This window comes from Paenibacillus sp. FSL H8-0259, from assembly GCF_037963255.1.
Lineage (GTDB): Bacteria > Bacillota > Bacilli > Paenibacillales > Paenibacillaceae > Paenibacillus_AQ > Paenibacillus_AQ phytohabitans.
This window is the reverse complement of sequence record NZ_CP150147.1, coordinates 3,990,918-4,008,252: the sequence shown is the minus strand read 5'-3', so window position 1 is coordinate 4,008,252 and position 17,335 is coordinate 3,990,918. Positions and strand designations below refer to the sequence as shown.

At 51.3% G+C, this 17,335-nt stretch carries 13 protein-coding genes; all 13 read right to left on the bottom strand.

Annotated features, from left to right (window positions below; genetic code table 11):
- Nucleotides 1-42 precede the first annotated feature (42 nt).
- Nucleotides 43-2,856, bottom strand: coding sequence for a glycoside hydrolase family 2 TIM barrel-domain containing protein (locus NSU01_RS17025; RefSeq protein WP_256703949.1), 2,814 nt, complete (start codon nt 2,854-2,856; stop codon nt 43-45).
- Between the two features lie 172 nt (nt 2,857-3,028).
- On the bottom strand, nt 3,029-4,510 hold the full coding sequence (abc-f, locus tag NSU01_RS17020) for an ABC-F type ribosomal protection protein (RefSeq protein ID WP_076245998.1): 1,482 nt from the start codon (nt 4,508-4,510) through the stop codon (nt 3,029-3,031).
- Between the two features lie 359 nt (nt 4,511-4,869).
- Nucleotides 4,870-5,727: a Cof-type HAD-IIB family hydrolase gene (locus NSU01_RS17015; RefSeq protein ID WP_076245996.1), complete on the bottom strand. Its 858-nt coding sequence runs from the start codon at nt 5,725-5,727 to the stop codon at nt 4,870-4,872.
- A 291-nt stretch (nt 5,728-6,018) separates the two neighbouring features.
- Nucleotides 6,019-7,218, bottom strand: coding sequence for a hypothetical protein (locus tag NSU01_RS17010; protein ID WP_076245994.1), 1,200 nt, complete (start codon nt 7,216-7,218; stop codon nt 6,019-6,021).
- Nucleotides 7,219-7,343: 125 nt separating this feature from the next.
- Nucleotides 7,344-8,591, bottom strand: coding sequence for a SpoIID/LytB domain-containing protein (locus NSU01_RS17005; RefSeq protein ID WP_076245991.1), 1,248 nt, complete (start codon nt 8,589-8,591; stop codon nt 7,344-7,346).
- A 245-nt stretch (nt 8,592-8,836) separates the two neighbouring features.
- The gene (locus NSU01_RS17000; RefSeq protein ID WP_076245989.1) at nt 8,837-9,988 is read right to left on the bottom strand and encodes an amidohydrolase family protein; all 1,152 of its coding nucleotides are present in this window, start codon (nt 9,986-9,988) and stop codon (nt 8,837-8,839) included.
- Nucleotides 9,985-11,049 carry an aminotransferase class V-fold PLP-dependent enzyme gene (locus tag NSU01_RS16995; RefSeq protein ID WP_076245987.1) on the bottom strand — a complete coding sequence of 355 codons (1,065 nt, stop codon included), beginning with the start codon at nt 11,047-11,049 and terminating at the stop codon, nt 9,985-9,987. Before NSU01_RS16995 ends, NSU01_RS17000 begins: the two co-directional genes overlap by 4 nt.
- A gap of 23 nt (nt 11,050-11,072) precedes the next feature.
- The gene (locus NSU01_RS16990; protein WP_076245984.1) at nt 11,073-11,822 is read right to left on the bottom strand and encodes an ATP-binding cassette domain-containing protein; all 750 of its coding nucleotides are present in this window, start codon (nt 11,820-11,822) and stop codon (nt 11,073-11,075) included.
- Nucleotides 11,822-12,583 (bottom strand): ABC transporter ATP-binding protein, encoded by a 762-nt coding sequence (locus NSU01_RS16985; protein WP_042137225.1) that lies wholly within the window; start codon nt 12,581-12,583, stop codon nt 11,822-11,824. The genes NSU01_RS16990 and NSU01_RS16985 overlap by 1 nt, the downstream gene beginning before the upstream one ends.
- On the bottom strand, nt 12,583-13,449 hold the full coding sequence (locus NSU01_RS16980) for an ABC transporter permease (protein ID WP_076245982.1): 867 nt from the start codon (nt 13,447-13,449) through the stop codon (nt 12,583-12,585). Before NSU01_RS16980 ends, NSU01_RS16985 begins: the two co-directional genes overlap by 1 nt.
- Nucleotides 13,446-14,435, bottom strand: a complete 990-nt coding sequence (locus NSU01_RS16975; protein ID WP_339303411.1) for an ABC transporter permease — start codon at nt 14,433-14,435, stop codon at nt 13,446-13,448. The genes NSU01_RS16980 and NSU01_RS16975 overlap by 4 nt, the downstream gene beginning before the upstream one ends.
- Entirely contained in the window at nt 14,432-16,051 is a 1,620-nt protein-coding gene (locus NSU01_RS16970) for an ABC transporter substrate-binding protein (RefSeq protein ID WP_076245980.1), read from the bottom strand. The genes NSU01_RS16975 and NSU01_RS16970 overlap by 4 nt, the downstream gene beginning before the upstream one ends.
- A 142-nt stretch (nt 16,052-16,193) precedes the next feature.
- On the bottom strand, nt 16,194-17,321 hold the full coding sequence (locus NSU01_RS16965) for an FAD-binding oxidoreductase (RefSeq protein ID WP_076245978.1): 1,128 nt from the start codon (nt 17,319-17,321) through the stop codon (nt 16,194-16,196).
- Nucleotides 17,322-17,335: the final 14 nt, after the last annotated feature.

Genomic DNA, 17,335 nt, shown 5'->3' with positions numbered 1-17,335 from the left:
CCCGATGGAGAATCGCTCCTTTGTGTTATTCGTTCGTTACTGCTATTGAATCAGCACCTGAAGCTCGGCAACAGTTGCCTGGTATTGCGGTTTGAATTCAGCAGACTTCATATAATTAGCCACGCTGGTCAAGAACTGTCTGCCTTCAGGGGTCTCGCTCACCTTGCCTGTATCCAGTGCACATACCAGCAGATTACCGTTGCCTACACGGCACTCCGTAAGGAAGCTAAGCTTATGATTACGTTCGAAATTATCAATGGTCTGCACAACGGGATTCCAGCTGCGGTCAGCATCATCCATAATCAGCGATTTCGAATTCTCCACAATGCTCCACCATGGATAGGTCGAATGCTCCTCACTCGGGAACTCACGAAGTACCGGGTGACTGTTATCAATCAGCAGACCCATCGTACCGACAGGCACAGGCCGGTTCATGCTCTCCGAGATGGAGCGGAACATCGGATAACACCAGAAATCAGTGCAGTAATACCCTTCAATTGCATTCTTCAGGGATTCCGGCTCTGGCATCAGCAGCACATTTCCTCCCTTCTCCAGCTGTGCAAGCGCCTCTTCGGACAGCTTCGTGAATACATGTATGTCCTCAAGCGGGTTGCTGCTCTGCTCAGGGTATACCCACAGGTCGTAGCTCTTGCGGATATCCGTTCCCTGGATGGAAAGGGATAATACGATCTTACTCATCCGCTCTACGACAGGAAGAGTTACCGCCAGATCGCAGATGTCGATATAATGGCTTCCGGCCGGAATGGCCGCTAAGGTTGATCCTTCAGCAATTACATTACCGTCTGCTGCAAGCTGCCATAGCAGCTGAGCGGAATCCGGCATACCGCTGCGGAAGCAGCTAAGCTCCACATGGGCAGCGAACAATTCACCCGCAGTATAATTATACTTAGGGAATCGTGCCATCAGCACCGCATCATTGCAGAACGTACGCCATTCCTCGGCACTGACCAGTCCCTTGGAATCCATGAAGGCATCAAGCACGCCAACCAGCGCAGTTCCCTGACCGCTGAAATCCTGCAGGTCCAGCAGCTGGAAGCCGGCCAGCCGCCGCGAGCGGAAGGCAGCCTCAAGTTCTTCCTTATAACAGGCTACCGCAAGCTGGCCGGAGGCTTCAAAGTATTTCGATGCCAGATGACCCAGTCCCTTACTCTCCAGCCGTTCACGGAAAATCACAAAGTTCTCAGCTTTGATCGAACCCGTGTATTTCGTAATTTCTTCGAAATTAGGGAATGTAGCGTATTGTCCGATCTCATGCGAGACTACCGGAACCTGCGGAATCCATTCGCCGGATTCTCCGCCAGCCTGCACCGTTTTGGCTTCGGTGCCATACTGGATCTGGATCTCGCCGCCGGCAGCAGCAGCCTGTCCTCCTCCATTCAGGAAGTCCGGAGGAACGATCTGGTCGTCATAATCCTTCATCGTGCCTGGCACAGCCGTCTGGACATGGCCCAGCGGAGCATCGCACATTGCATAAGAGCCTCTGAACAGGCGGTCGCGGGTAAAACGCACCCCGCTGAAGAAGTCGTCATGCTCCAGAACCTCCGGTACCCATTGGTGGTTATTGGAGCCTTGGGTGTATAAAGGCCGGTCATCGAACGCTTTGTAGTCCTTCAGGAAGGAATCAATCTTCTCTTTGCTGCCCCACAGCTCGTTGCCGAGAGACATCATTACGAAGGATGGATGATTGCCAAAGTCCCGCAGAATGGCATAGCCTTCGCTGATCAGGTAATCCTGCTCTGCCTGATCATGCCCTTCGTCCGTTTCTACCGTAATCGTACCCCAGAACGGAAGCTCCGGCTGCATGTAGATCCCAAGCTTATCTGCAGCGGTAAAAGCAGCCTCCGGCGGACAGCAGGTATGGAAACGGTAATGATTGATCCCGTAAGACTTGGCGATGCCAAGAATTCTAACCCATTCTTCAACATCTGTAGGAGCATAGCCGGTCAGCGGGAAGATCAGTCCGTCATGTTTGCCGCGGAGGAAAGTCTTCTCCCCGTTAATCGTGAACTTGTCGCCTTCTGCCCGGAATTCCTTCAGTCCGAAGATAACCTCCTGCCGGTCGATGGCATTGCCTTCGCTATCCTTCAGAACCAGGAGGATATTATATAGATTGGGAGCGGATTCACTCCAGAGCAGCGCCTCTTGACCGAGTGCATAGTCTACTGAGAACTTACCTGGTGATACTATGTACTCCTGCTCTTCTACCATGTGTGAATCCTCACTATTGAAGCTCTTGGCAGATACCACAAGAGTAGTCTCGCTCTTACTCTCCAGAGTTGCTGTGATGCGGACGGAACGTGCAGCCAGCTCCGAATCCAGGCGGATGCCGCTAAGCTGTGACTCTCCGTAGAATTGCAGCTCCATACGGCCGGTAATTCCGTTCCAGTTCGTCTGGGTATCCGGCGAAGTCAGATGTCCGCCTTTGGTCGGGTAACCCGTGTTATCTACGCGGATCGTGATTGTATGCGTTCCCGGCAACAGCTGCGGGAGCTCGTATACATGGGCGGTGTTCAGACTGTCACGGCTGCCAATCTCCTGCCCGTCCACCCACAGCGTTGTAAGCCGTGTACGTTCCAAATATAGATAACTGCTCTTGCCGGCCAGCTCCTCTGGAATGTCAATCTCCCTGGAGTACCAGACGGATCCTTCGAACAGATATTCATCCGTTAGAGCGCTTACCAGAAACTCCTCATTCTTCGGTCCTTTGCGGGCATGGGAGGTTGTTCCCGGCAGTGTGATTACATCTGTGTAAGGTAATACGAGTCCTTGCTTACTCTCATCTAACTGCAACTTCCATTCGCCTTCGAGGCTGATCTTTGTCTGCAAAATCCTCACTCCTAATCGTGGTAATCTCTAAGCTTCTGTTCTATAGTGCAGGCTGCTTGCTATTCTTCCTGAATAAGCTTAGCATATTACGCCAAATATTACAGTCCTACCTTCCGGAATGCATTCACACTCCATTTACACGCAGAAAAAAAGCCCCTGCCGCTCGCAGAGGCTTGTCATCTTAATCCATAGCTACGATCTTGGTAGCAATATTCGCGCAGAATTCCCGGTCATGCTCCACAAACAGGATTGTCGGCGTATGTTCCATCAGCAGCTCTTCAATCTGCATCCGGGAGATCACGTCAATGAAGTTAAGCGGTTCATCCCAGATATGCAGATGCACCTTCTCACTGAGGCTGCGGGCAATCAGTACTTTCTTCTTTTGGCCGCCGCTGTAAGTGGACAGATCCTTCTCGAATTGGATCCGCGAGAAATCAAGCTTGCGCAGAATCGATTTGAACAGACTTTCATCGATCCCGTGCTCTCTGGCATATTCACTCAGACTGCCCTGCAGATGCGAGGTGTCCTGGGATACATAAGAGATGGCAAGCTGGCTGTCCTTCCGTATGACACCAGTATGATGAATCTCCTCCCCGCAGATCAACTTGAGAATACTCGATTTCCCGGAGCCGTTGCTGCCGGTGAGTGCAATCCGGTCGCCCTGCTCAATCGTGAAGCTCACCTCTGAACAAACACTTTTGTCCCCGTAAAAGACTGAAACCTCATCCAGTTCGGCCAGCTGTTGCTTATGATACGGAAGCTGTGATATTTCCAGACTGTCCGAGCTTTCAATGTTCCGCAGCAGCTTGGATTTATCGGTGATCGCAGATTCCTGCCGCTGCTGGATCGATTTCGAGCGTTTCATCATTTTTGCAGCCTTGTGGCCGACATAGCCCTTATCTAATTTGGAGCCGGAGTTCCGGGTGCCGTTCTTGGACTTCTCGACCTCATGAGCCCAGCCGCCCGTCCGTTTGGAGGAAGCCGATAACCGCTTAATGTCCCGCCGCAGCTTCTCGTCTTCCGCCAGCTCGAAGTTATCCTGCCTCGTCTTATTCTCCCACCAGCTGCTGAAGTTCCCCTTCTGGATCTCAATGTTGGTCTTGTTGATCGATAGGATATGGTCTACACAGTTGTCTAAGAAGGATCTGTCATGGGAGACCAGAATATAGCCGCTCTTCGTACTGAGATAGTCACTGACTAGTTTACGAGCCTTCATATCCAGATGGTTGGTGGGTTCATCAATGAGCAGGAAGCTATTCTCCTTGATGAAAAGGGCTGCCAGCAGCACCTTCGTCTGCTCCCCGTTCGACAATGAATTGAAGGGCCGGTACAGCACATCCTCCGCCACCTTCAGCAGGTTCAGCTCCCGCATCAATTTCCAGTGAACATATTCCGGGTCAATTTCACTGATTACATCCAGGGTCTGACTTGTGGTGTCCGCAACCGGAAACGGGAAGTATTCAAAGCTTACTTGTGCGGATATCGTCCCGCTGTATTCATATTTGCCGAGCAGCAGGTTCAGGAAGGTGGTTTTGCCCCGGCCGTTGCGCCCGGTAAAGCCCAGTTTCCAATCGGTATCCAGCTGGAAATTCACCTGCTCAAAAATATTATCGTAAGTGCCCTCATAGGCAAACGTCAGATTGCTCACATTGATTAATGACATACAATATCCTCCTGTATAAAATAATAAAAGCTGCAAGAAGGTTATCTTCTTACAGCTCAAATAAATACAGCAAATTCAGCCCTGACGGACTTGAATAAGGATATATTGATTGAGTGAAAAGATGCAGACCCTTCTTGCATATAAAGAATAAAACGCGCGCACGAAATAACGCCCTTATAAGATGAACTTATGAATGAAAATGTAGCCATTCTTAAGATCATGTACTATAAAGCTGTTTTATTGTTTAATACCGCAAGAGAATCCTACACTATACTATTCAACTCCAATCGTTTAATTAAGTGCATTTTACCATGTGCTTTATTGGATATCAACCCGGTCCGTATGCATACAGTGTCTATTTAAGCTGAGATCAGGCCGTATTTCAGGAAACAGTTATACAGTCCGTCTTCCTCAATGTGGTCGGTGATATCATCGGCAATCTCTTTGAGCTGCTCTCTGGCATTACCCATAGCAACCCCCACCTGGACATAGTCCAGCATCTCCAGATCATTAAGCCCATCGCCGAGCGCCATACTGTCTTCACGGGGGATATCCAGATGTTTCAGTACATCGGCAATAGCCGAAGCCTTGTGGACACCCGGAATCATCAGCTCCCCGCTGTTCTCTCCAAACAGGGGGATAGAACTCTGGAGTGCTGTGAACCTTCCTTCTAATGCCTCCCGGATCTGATGAAAGGGCAGACTGCTCTCCAGAAAACAAATTTTGTTGACATCATCCAAATATAATTCTTCGTTCCCATAGGTGAGTGTTGCGATATAAGGATGCGGGGACAGCCGTTTTCTCTCCTGCGCTGCAGGATCATTCAGCAGATCACCATAAATTCTGCGTTCCAGATGCGGCTGTAAATTCCGGCTTCCGTATAGGGCAGTGTTGGACTCCAGAATGAAATCCACCTCATTGGCGTGGAAATAATCGATCAGATGTTTGGCATCTTCCGGGGTTACTTTTTTGTGATAAAGCATTTCATTGCCGTTCTCTACATACCCGCCTGCGGCTCCAATCAAGCCGTCGAAGCCAATATTCCAGATGGAGTCATAGATCTCAGCCTTCGAGCGGCCGGTACACAGGTAGAGCAAATGCCCGTTCTCCCTCGCCTGTCTGCACGCCTGCTGCGCCGATTCCGGTATGATTCCATTCTCTGTGAGAAGTGTTCCGTCAATGTCGATGAAGACTATTTTTCTGCTGTTCTGACTCATATTGTTGTGCCTCCCCTTTTGTATCCTGCCTCTGCAATATAATTTGTGAAACGCATTACATGTCAAGAACTTTTTGGGGGATTTATACACTAACATTCCTTGATGCTCCGGTTAGCCGCTAGGAAGACACTTGGAAAACGGTGCCACCAGCCTCCTTATTAAAGCTACCCGGGAGACAGGGTTGTTAACTCCGGCTAAAAAGCCTAAAAAAGGCGGGCTGAAGGAGTTCGCCTCCAACAGCCTGCCTTTGCTAATACCCTTTGTTAATGCCCCTTGCTACTTCTACCGGTTCTATTCTGCGGTATAGCGGAAAAAAGTAACCGATGCAGTATTGGTCATTTGCGGAGATCCTTTGAAATAATGCTGGATCAGCTGAGCCGCATTCTTCTTCTTGACCAGTTCCTTCGTATCCGCCATATAAAATATACCGGATGCAGCTGTCTTAGCTGTGTCTCCTGCTGCATAACCGGAGCTCTGGGCAAATCCGGGCAGGAACAATCCTTCCGAGATGCCGTCCTTGAAGCCTACCCCTGCTACACCCGGCGAATGGAAGACTTCTTCAAGCCTCGCGATCCGCTGCTTCTCCTCGTCATTCTTCGGCTTATAATCCGCGTAAAAGATGATGTTGCCCTGTTCATCCGTATCATCCACTCTTGCTGACGGCTGCTTAGTCAGAGGATTGACGGACACGGCGTACCAGGCCCGCATTTTCCAGGCGAGGGCTCCGGCCTTAATGGCTTCAGTATTCATATCGCCTTTCCAGACATGGGGGAATGACTTTTCCAGGTACTCCAGGAAGTCAATCTCCTGTATGCAGACCTGCGCATCCGCACATCCCGGATAGAAGTCCTTGTTCTCTTTGAGTTTCATGTGGACAGCAATCTTGGCGGGCCGTGGGTAATACGGGTTAACCGCGTCTGGAAGCCGGTTCTGCCAAGCGGATTTCTTCAACCGCAGCGACGGATTGCCGCCTGTCATCTCTTGTTTGAGTTGATCCTCTGAAGCACGGTTCACATAACCGATTACCTTACCTGCATAATTCTCAAGGATTCCCTCCCGCCGCTTCTTTTCAATCTCCACCATTCGGGTTTCTTCGGGAATTTGAAACGCATAGGGGGTGCCCACAATTTGGGTTACAGGGGCTATGGAATAGGAAGCGATCTTCCAGCCGCCATTCGGCTTCGTGAATATGATTATCCGGAAGTTCAAGCCGTTCAGGCCTTGCTCGCTCTCTTGCTTCAGGTTATATTCCACAGCTGCATATGCCACTAAGAAAGGCATTCCGGACAATTCATAGGGCGCCACCGTGAGGAAATTCCGCGCCATTTCAACATCAATCGGCTTCACCGCCTTGACATTGAAGGAGAGCATCGTCCGCTCTCCGCCGCTTTCCCATGCTTCTTGCTCGAAGCTCTGGATATGCTTAGCTATAAGATTCTTCATCATATCCTCAGTCAGAATATTCGGGTCAGCCGGTTCTTCCATTCCCACGGCTGCCGCTCCTTGAGTGAGATAGGCGCCAGGTATACCGGCCGGTATTGAACACACCATCAAGAACACTATCATCATACACAAACTGATTCGTTTCATAATAGTCTATACTCCTTCACCATTCATTATCGGGTGTAATGGAAAAAATTGATGGTTCCCTTGTCCATAGTCTTGGGTGATTTGTCGAAGTAATAACGCAGAATCTCATCGAAATGCATTCCCTGCTTGGCCAAATTGGTAGAGTACTTCTGTGACACTAATCCACTTGCCTTACCAGAGCTCTCTGCACGATACTCCGCAAGAATCAGATTCCCCATATTATCCTTGAATCCGGCACCGGCTATGTCATCCACATGAAACATGCTTTGCATATGGGCAATATCCTCCGGCTTCTTTCCAATCGTCGACAAATCAGCCAAGAATTTTTGATCCCTCGTACTGTCATATACATCGGCTTCTCCAACCTGGGCTGAAGGAGTGACAGCCACCTTGTACCATGCATACATTTTCACTGCCATAGCCCCTGTCTTTAACGATTCATCAGGTGCATGCTCATCCCATTCGTTGGGAAGCACATGCTTGCAGTAATCCAGGAAATCAAGAACCTTGACGCATTGGTCATCCCCGGCGCAGCCGTAATACTTCAAATTCCGCTCATCCTTCATGATAACCCGAATATAGCGGGGACGTTTGTAACTGGCATTAATCTCCCCTGGGGACTCTTCGGATAATGCGCCAAAGGCTGCTGCGCTGCCGGACATCTCTTCTTTTAGTTGACTGGGGGTGGCTATATTATGCATGCTGTAATCCGGCACAGTCTTACCCTCATAATCCACGTAGATGCCATCCTGGTGCTTCTTCAGGATTGATGCCATTTGGATTTCGGCTGCGGCTATCCTCCGGTCCTCCTCATTGTTAATACTCTTCCCGAAGCCTATGCCGTTCTCAAGAAAATAGGGAACCGGGGCAATCTCGTACTCATCTCCGACGACCTCCCATTCTCTACCGAGCGGTTGAATGACCGCCAGCATGAAGTTGATGCCGTTCAGCATGTACTTGCTTTCCCGCTCCATGTCATATTCGATAGCGGCATATACAAATCTGTATTTTTTATTGTTCAGGTAGCTGGCTTCCTTCACCGCTTTAAGTTGATCTTTGGGTATCTCCATTACCTTAAGCACTTTGGCACTCTTTACAACTTCCCGGTTAAAAATCTTCTGTTGCTTTCTCTTTAGAATGGTCACATAAACATTCATTGCCTGTTTGGCCAGTACGGGATCAACAGGATTCGTTGGTGCTGCCTGGACAGGCGCCACCAGGTGGGGACTGACCAAGGATACCAGCAGCAATATCGACATGAATTTGCGTAACATTCGAACTTGTTCCTCCTTCAACTTGCCAATTCGTACGGCCTGGGACGAAGCTGATAATTGCAGGTACACCGCCGCCAAGTCGCCTTGAATAATATCCGCTTCCCGACTTTTTTGTATCCATAAATGATTTATATTCACAAAAATGTATTAATCAAATCTGATATGAAAGCACAAAAAAATCGCCCTTATTGAAATGGAATACCACCTGCCATTTCAGTAAGGAGCGACTATTACTTGTTCAATAATTATATTAATCCCGCTTCATCCGCCCCGGTAACCACCGAGATGATGCTCTTCCGCAGCTGATCTGCATTCTGTGCCTGATAGGGATCGGCAGCATAAATGACCGCATCGGCAATGTAGCCCTCGGCAATCCTCCCCAGCTCATGACCGCTTCCAAGGATCTCTGCTGCGTCTTGCGTAGCGGACTTCCATGCTTCTGCCCGGTTCAGGCCGTAATCGAACAGCGTATCGAATTCCTGCAGGTTGTAGCCATGCAGTGAAGGAGTAGCATAATCTGTACCGAATCCAAGACGTATTCCCGCCCGCTTGGCATATCCAATGGCCGCGGCATGAGCATCGGCTGCACGGGCGGCCCGTTCACAGATGACCGGACTCAGCGCCAGTACACCTTTGGGGTCAGCTGCGATCCGGTAGATCGAAGTTGTCGGCACGAAGGCTACGCCGGACTCGGCCAGTCGGCCCGCCTGATCCCAGGTCAGGAACATCCCATGCTCAATGGACTCCACTCCGGCCTGGATGGACCAGTCAATCGTCATGCCGCCCCAGGTATGTACCAGAACCTTCTTCCGGTTCGCGTGTGCATGACGGACGATGAAGGCGAACTCTTCCTCAGAGAAGTTCGGCTCCGTTACCTTCTCGGTAGGTGCGCCTAGACCGCCTGTTGCCATGATTTTGATCCAGCCTGCTCCGGTGGCGTAGATTTCTGCCAGACGGCCCTCCAGATGCTTAACCCCCTTGGCATCCGCTGCGCCCAGCATTTCACTGCTGGTCTGCACCCGGAGCGGCTGCTGATAATACTTCACGAGATGACGGATGGTGCTTGGCAGAATGCCGCCGGCATCACGCGCAGTAGTTACGCCAGTCCGTAAGGTGGCTGCGAAGGCCTCTGCCTGCATCACTTCAACCTCCCGGCTGTCCCGGTTCAGCTGGTCGGCATGATCGAAATCTGTCCAGGCCAGATGTGTATGCAGATCAATGATACCCGGACTGATCCATAGCTTCTGCTGAGGTTGTTCCGCCTGTACATGGCGCGGTTCTGCTTCCTTAACAGAAGTGAACCGGCCATTCTGAATTTCAATATCGAACGGTTTGCCTTCGATACCTGCGATATGGATACTGCTGTACGCCTGGAATTGCGGATGCTTGAGAATCATAGGGCTTCACCCCAAACCTGACGGGCAGCTTGTACTGCCTGCTCTGCATCCTGCTTCAGTAATCCGGCAAGCGTCCGCACTGCGCCTTCAACACCTTCCCGGTTGGCATTTGCCCCGAAATGGTTAATCCGCAGCAGCTGGCCGGATAATTCGCCGTCTCCGGGAGCCACGATGCCGATAGGCTGCTTGATCAGCAGCTTCTGCTCCCCGTTCACTCGAACCGTGGTCGTCAATGTGGAATAATGCCGGCTATTCTTCTGCCAGGGTTCAAGACCCAGAGCTGTGATCCCCGCTATGGCAGAAGCTGCTGCAATTTTATGGCGCTTAATCACTTGAACCAGTCCCTCATCGGCAACAGTCGTCAAGGCTACGATCAGAGCTCTGGCCTCCAGTGTTGGAATATTTGGCGGGACGCGAAGCGGCGGCGTGCCGTCCGGTGCCGGCTTCAGATCGAGCAAGGATAGAATGGAATTGCGGGGCGCTCTTTCATTCGACTCCAGGAATGCCCAGCCGCGTGGTGAAATGCTGACTGCGCTGACGCCGTTAGGTCCGGCGAGTGCTTTTTGCGCACCCATTACGGCAAAGTCCACGGACCACTCATCGACTAACAGAGCCTCTCCGCCTACTGCTGATACGGAATCCGTTACCGTAATAAGATTATGCTTGCGTGCAAGCCCGAAGATTTCCTTCGCAGGATTAGAGCCGCCTGTAACTACTTCTGCCTGTACGAAAGAAATAGCAACCGGATGGAACCGCTCAACCGCAGACGCCACCTCTTCCACAGTAATGACTTCATCAAATGAAACTTTCACTTCAATCACCGTCGCTCCACCGCGCTCCAGCCATTGTCCAAACAAACTGCCGTAAGGTCCAGTCACTACATTTAGAATGGTCCGGCCGGGTGCAGCAATTCCTGCAGCTACCGCTTCAATGCCCAATATGGCTTCCCCCGGAATGATCACCGGAGGGTACTGGGTGGATAAGAGATCAGAGAGCTGTCCTGTTAATGTTTTGAACTCTGACAGGGACAGCGGGACAAATCCTTGTGCTTCTCGGTTCATATAGACCTCCTGATGTAATTGTGTCATTGTGGCATCTTCGGAACCGCCGATAACAGCTCGCGGCTATATTCATGCTCCGGACGGATGAAGAACTGATCCTTGGTATTGATCTCTACCAGCTTCCCCTGCCGCATGACGGCAACGGTATCGCTGACCGCATGAATAACCCCGAGATCGTGAGAAATGAATAACACGGTAAGATTAAGCTCAGCCTTGAGCGTGTGGAACAGTTCCAATACGCTCCGCTGCACGGATACATCGAGTGCACTTGTCGGCTCATCGGCGATCAACAGGCTCGGCTCCACACTTAGAGCGCGTGCAATGGCAATCCGTTGGCGCTGGCCGCCGGAGAATTCATGCGGATATTTGTCCAGGGACCTGGCTTCCAGCTGCACCCGGCCAAGCAGCTCTTTACTTCTTGTCTCCACTTGGGAACGGTCGACAATCCTGTGAAACAGCAGGGCTTCAGACAGAATCTGCCGGATAGAATGCTTGGGATTCAGCGAGGCATCCGGATTCTGAAAGATCATCTGAATCTTCTTATGCTGCTCCCTGCTTCTCTTCTTGCGCAATTCCTGGGAACCCAGCAGAATCTGCCCCTCATCCGGAGCGATCAGCCCGGCAATGACCCGAGCCAGCGTAGACTTTCCTGAACCGGACTCTCCGACAAGTCCCAGCGTCGTATGCTGCTCCAAATCCAGTTGAATGTGGTCGAGCGCGGTGAATCCGCCGTAACGGAACGTTAAATCCCGCACCTGCAAAGCTAAATCCATTATTGTCCGCTCCCTTCAAGCTCAAGCTCCGGCAACGGAAGCACCGAATCGATCAGCATCTGCGTATAGGGATCAGCCGGATGCTGCAATAGACTAAGCGTCTCACCGTGCTCGACAATCTGCCCCTGCTTCATGACATACAATCTGGAGCAGAGGTTAGCGGCAATTGCCAGATTGTGTGTAACGAAGACCATGGCGAAGCCCAGCTCACGCTGCAGACTGGTGATCGTGTCGATGATCTGCCGCTGAACGGTGACGTCCAGGGCGGTTGTCGGCTCATCGCAGAGCAGAATGCCGGGCTTACAGGCAAGAGCCAATGCGATAACAACACGCTGACACTGGCCGCCTGACAGCTGGCTGGGATAGCGGTCCTTTTTTCTCAAAGAATCCGGAAGACCCAGTCTTTCAAGCAACTCCAGCGCAATCGTCCGTGCAGCTCTCCGGCTGACTTGTTGTCTGTAATACACAACTTCTGCCAGCTGCTTCACAACCGGACAGAGCGGGTCCAGGGCACCTCTCGGGTCCTGGAATACCATCGCACTGCTTACCTTACTCCGGACGCTCCCTCCAGTCTGCTCCACCCCTCGTGGAAGGAGGCCGAGTATTGCACGCAGCGTAAGCGACTTGCCCGAGCCTGATTCTCCTACCAGCCCGAGACTCTCCCCGCGTGCAAGCGAGAAGCTGATATTATTGACGAGAATTTCTTTCGACTTGGCTGCAAGTGTCAGTGATTCTATTTCGAGCACAGGTTCAGTTGACATTATTTTTTCCTCCAAATATCGGCCAGGCCATCCCCTAACAGAGACAATGCAATCCCCGTATACACCACGGCGAATCCCGGAACTGCTGACAGCCACCAGGCGGTGGTAATGAAGGGTTGTCCGTCTGAGATCATTGTCCCCCAGTCCGGTGTAGGCGGTGCGATACCGATACCCAGATAACCCAGTGTAACAATGGCTACAAGCAGTCCGACCATATCCGTCATCAGCACGACAACGGCTTGCGGCAATACATTAGGCAGGAGATGGCGCAGAATAATGCGGCTGCCGGGCAGTCCCAGGGTCTGGGCAGAAGCCACCCATTCCTGTTCCCGGAAGGATGCGCTAAGACCTCTGACCACACGGGCGAATACAATCCAGCCCACGAGAATGAAAGTGATATAAATCCCCCGCTCCCCGGCACCGCTGGCGAAGGCCACAATAATTACGATCAGATAGAACGGGAAAGCGATAAATGTATCTGTAATCAGTGCAATAATTCTATCGGTCCACTTGCCGTAATACCCTGACAGCATTCCCAGTAAGATACCGGTACAGAACGGAATGATCTCGGCCAGAACCATGATAGTCAGATCCGTCCGCGCTGCATAGATCAGTCTGGTAAACAAATCACGCCCCAGCTGATCGGTACCCAGCCAGTGGGTGGAAGACGGCGGCTGCAGGAAGGCGCTCAAATTCTGCTCCGTCGGATGATACGGACTTAAGTAAGGGATGAACAGAGCCAGCAGAATAAGCACTGCAAACATAATGATTCCGATCAGCAGGGATGGGGTATTCCATATCCGTCTCAGCCCTTTTACTTGCTTCTTGCCCTCTGGCAATTGTATATCTGGCGTTGTAGTTGTCATTGTTTCCCCTTCGTTCTGGGATCCAGCCACCAGGAGATGATTTCAATCAGCAGACTGATGATCACTACAGATAGCGCGCAATAAAGGGCTATTCCTTGGATGACAGGGAAATCCCGATTCGAAATTGAAGTGAACAGCAGGCTGCCAATCCCTTTGATGCCGAATACCTGCTCGACGACAAGCGTACCCCCGATGAGATAAGAGATGTTGACTCCCAGCAGCATCAGTGTCGGCAGCGCAGAGTTGCGCAGGACATGCTTAAACAGAATAACTCTGGAAGGTATGCCCGCTGCTCTCAGCGTGACGACAAAGTCGGATTCAAGTACCTCCAGCATTTGCGCTCTGAGCGAGCGGACCAGCGTAGGAATCTGTGAAAAAGCAACCGTTATCGCCGGCAGCGCCAGGCTTCGCAGCGTCCCTGTGAAGCCTTCGCCTACTCCCCCGACAGGGAACCAGCCCAGCCGGACACTAAAGAGCAGAATCAAAAGGATGCCAACCCAGAAGATTGGCATACCGAGAGTGATCGCAGGAAAGATGCGGATCAGGTGATCCAGCAGTTTATCCTTATGTGTGGCTGCGGCAGTAGCAAGCAGAAGTGCAGTAATAATCGCAAGCACACAGGCAATCAGGATAAGCAGCAAAGTTACAGGAGCCCGCTGCATAATCAGCTCTCGTGCCGAGGTGCCCATAATAATGGAGTTGCCGGTATCCCCTTGCGTGAACAAGGTCTTCATAAACCGGATGAATTGTTCCCATAGCGGGAGATCCAGCCCCAGGGTGTGATGCATATTCTTAAGCGCTTCGGGCGTACTGTATTCTCCGAGAATCATTTTGGCAGGATCGCCGGGTACAATACGTATGAGGAAAAAGACTGCCGTCATCACGCAGAGGATAACAATTAAGGCTCTTACAAGTGCTATCCCCAGCCACTTGTAAGAACCATTGTTTCCTTGCGCACCGGTTAAGGTTTTCCTGGAATTCATCATTTGCTTAAGCGCACAGCTTCCAGACGGATACTGCCGTTAGGCAGAACAACCAGTCCATCCACCGAAGAACGGGCACCAATCAGGATATCCGGGTAGTAGAGCGGAATGTAAGGCACTTCATCTGCAAGCGTCTGCAGCAGCTCGGTGTAGATGGCTGCGCGGGCATCGCCGTCTGCTGTTTTTTGACCCTCATACAGCAGCTTGGTTACATTATCGTTCGTGTAATGCGTCCAGTACGACTTGCTGAAGCCTTCCGGATCGGTCTGGAACGCCAGGATCGAGTTCGCTTCCGGAGAGTCGGCTTGACCGCTGTTCAGCATCGCCGCAAAATCATAGGCGAAGAAGCGTTCACGGAAGGTGGCAAGTTCAACGGATTCGATCTCAATCTTGATTCCGATGGCCTGGCCTGCTGCCTGAATAATCTGTGCTTCCTGGGCTCTTGTGCTGTTGCCGGAAGCGATCAGCAGCTTGGTTGAGAATCCGTTAGGGAATGCAGATTTGGCAAGCTCTTCCTTCGCTGCGGCGGCATCGAAGTTCAATGACTTAAGGGTATCATTGGCGTTGTATGGAATCGTTGTCGGCAGCAAAGAATTGGCGGTCTGTGCATATCCGAAGGTTAATGCTTTGGTCAGACCGTCACGGTCCAGCGCCAGCGCCAGTGCACGGCGGACATGCACATCGGAAAAATGCTCATCCAGCGTGTTGAAGAACAATTGCTCCGTCACCCAGCTGCCGTTTGTTACGACAGTAGTATCTGTGCCGTCCTTAATTTCACCTGCATTCTGAAGGGACAGCGCTTCTACTGCATCCACTTCTCCTGCCTTCAGCTGGTTGATCGCCTGACTGTCGTCTTCAATCAATTTATAGACAAGCTTATCGATATAAGGCTTGCCTTCCTGCCAGTAGTTTGTGTTCTTGGTGAAGGTAACATCACCAGCAGGGTCCCAGGTTTCAACTACGAAAGGGCCCGTGCCTACCGGCTTCTTGAAGAATTCTTCTTCGCTGACGCCGCCGAAGTTATTCGGGATGATACCATTGGAGAAGTTGGACAGCTCAGAGATGAAAGGTGTGTAGGGTTCTTTCAGCTTAATTACCAGTGTCTTGTCATCCTGTGCCTTGAAGGATTCGACCGTCGCCGAGATCGCCAGCGGACCTTCAACCGTCAAATGACGGTTCAGGGAGAACACGGCATCCTCTGCTGTGACTGGCGTTCCGTTCGAGAACTTCAGACCGTCACGCAATACGAAGGTATACGTTAAGCCATCTTCGCTGATCGTGTGTGACTGGGCAAGAAAGTCCTTAATTTCACCCTTGCTGTCAAAAGCGACCAAAGATTCAAACACTTTATCAATCGCAAACGCATTATTGGAGGTGATCTGGTTATGCAGATCAAACGAGGTTACTGAAGCCGGCCGGCCATAGGTAAAAGTACCTCCTGCAGCAGGTTCTGCTGTGCTTGTGCTTTCCGTTGCGGCTGGACTCGCACTTGCCTGAGCGCCATTACTGGTGTCCGCATTGTTGTTAGAACCGGAGCAGCCTGCCAGCAGCATTACAAACATTACTGTCAGTGTCCCCATTCCAATCGTTTTTCTAAATTTTGCATTTAACTTGGTCACGTGTGATCCACCCTTCCTCTATAAATCATATATGTTTAGTATGGATTGTATTATGGATTACACATCTTCTTCTGTCAAACAAAAGTTCAATGGAGCAGCAGAATTGAATCTAATCCTTCCATTGCAGGAAATGAATTCGTAATCATCTGCTCTCCAACGCCGCCTGGAGGTCATAATCACTAATATCCATATCGGTCTCTCTGCCTAGTGCCAGCTTCGCCAGCTGGCTGCCGATAAACGGGCCCATTGTGAGTCCGGAAGCTCCCAGTCCATTGGCTGCGAGAAGCCCTTTCCATCCAGGGACAGCACCTAAGACCGGAAGGAAGCCTGGTGTAAACGGGCGGAATCCTACCCTCACTTCACCCAAAGTGCTGTTTGCTAGTTCAGGTGCCACCTCCAGCCCCTTATTCAGAATCTCCTGCATGCCGCCTGCGGTCACTCTGGTATTATATCCTTTTATATCATTCTCATGAGTTGCCCCGATTACAATATGCTGCTGGTCAAAAGCGAGCAGATATTGATCACTTGGCGGGATAACTACCGGCCATTCTCCAGTATTCTGATGACCGGAAACCTGCAAGTGCATGATTTGCCCTTTTTGGTAGCTGACTTTGAAATTAATGCCAAGCGGCTGGAGCAGCGGGTTCGCCCAGGCGCCTGCGCACACAATAACTTCATCCGCCGGGTAACACTCTGCACCTACAGTAACCCCGGTCACCCGGCCTGGCTCATATTGAAGCGCCGCATCTCCGGCAATTCTGGTGGCACCCTGCTGCTGCGCAGCGTGAAGTAACGCATCCCTCAGGGCGCGTCCATCTACCCGGGCAGCCCCGCTGATATGAACAGAGGCATACCCTTCGGCAAGCAACGGGAACCGTTCACGGGTTTCTTCAGCCGTAAGCCGCGTAATTTCTCCGATTTCCGGTGCATCCGCCCGCCGCAGACGCGCCCGCTCTTCTATTTTATCCAGCTTGCCATCATCCGTATGAATACTAAGTGCACCTACCCGGGCATAGCCCGTATGGGTTTCGCCTGCATGCTCAAGTTCCGCGATCAGCTGAGGATAATATCTTGCACCAGCCTTTGCCAGCCGGTACCAGGTCTGATTGCGCCTCTGTGACAGCCAGGGACAGATGATGCCTGCGGCCGCATCCGTGGCTTGTCCTTGATCTTTACGGTCGACAATCAGCACCTCTGCCCCCATTTTTGTCAGCTGGTAGGCTGTAGAAGCCCCGAGAATCCCTGCTCCAATTACGATGACTTTCTTCATAAGATATGTACAGC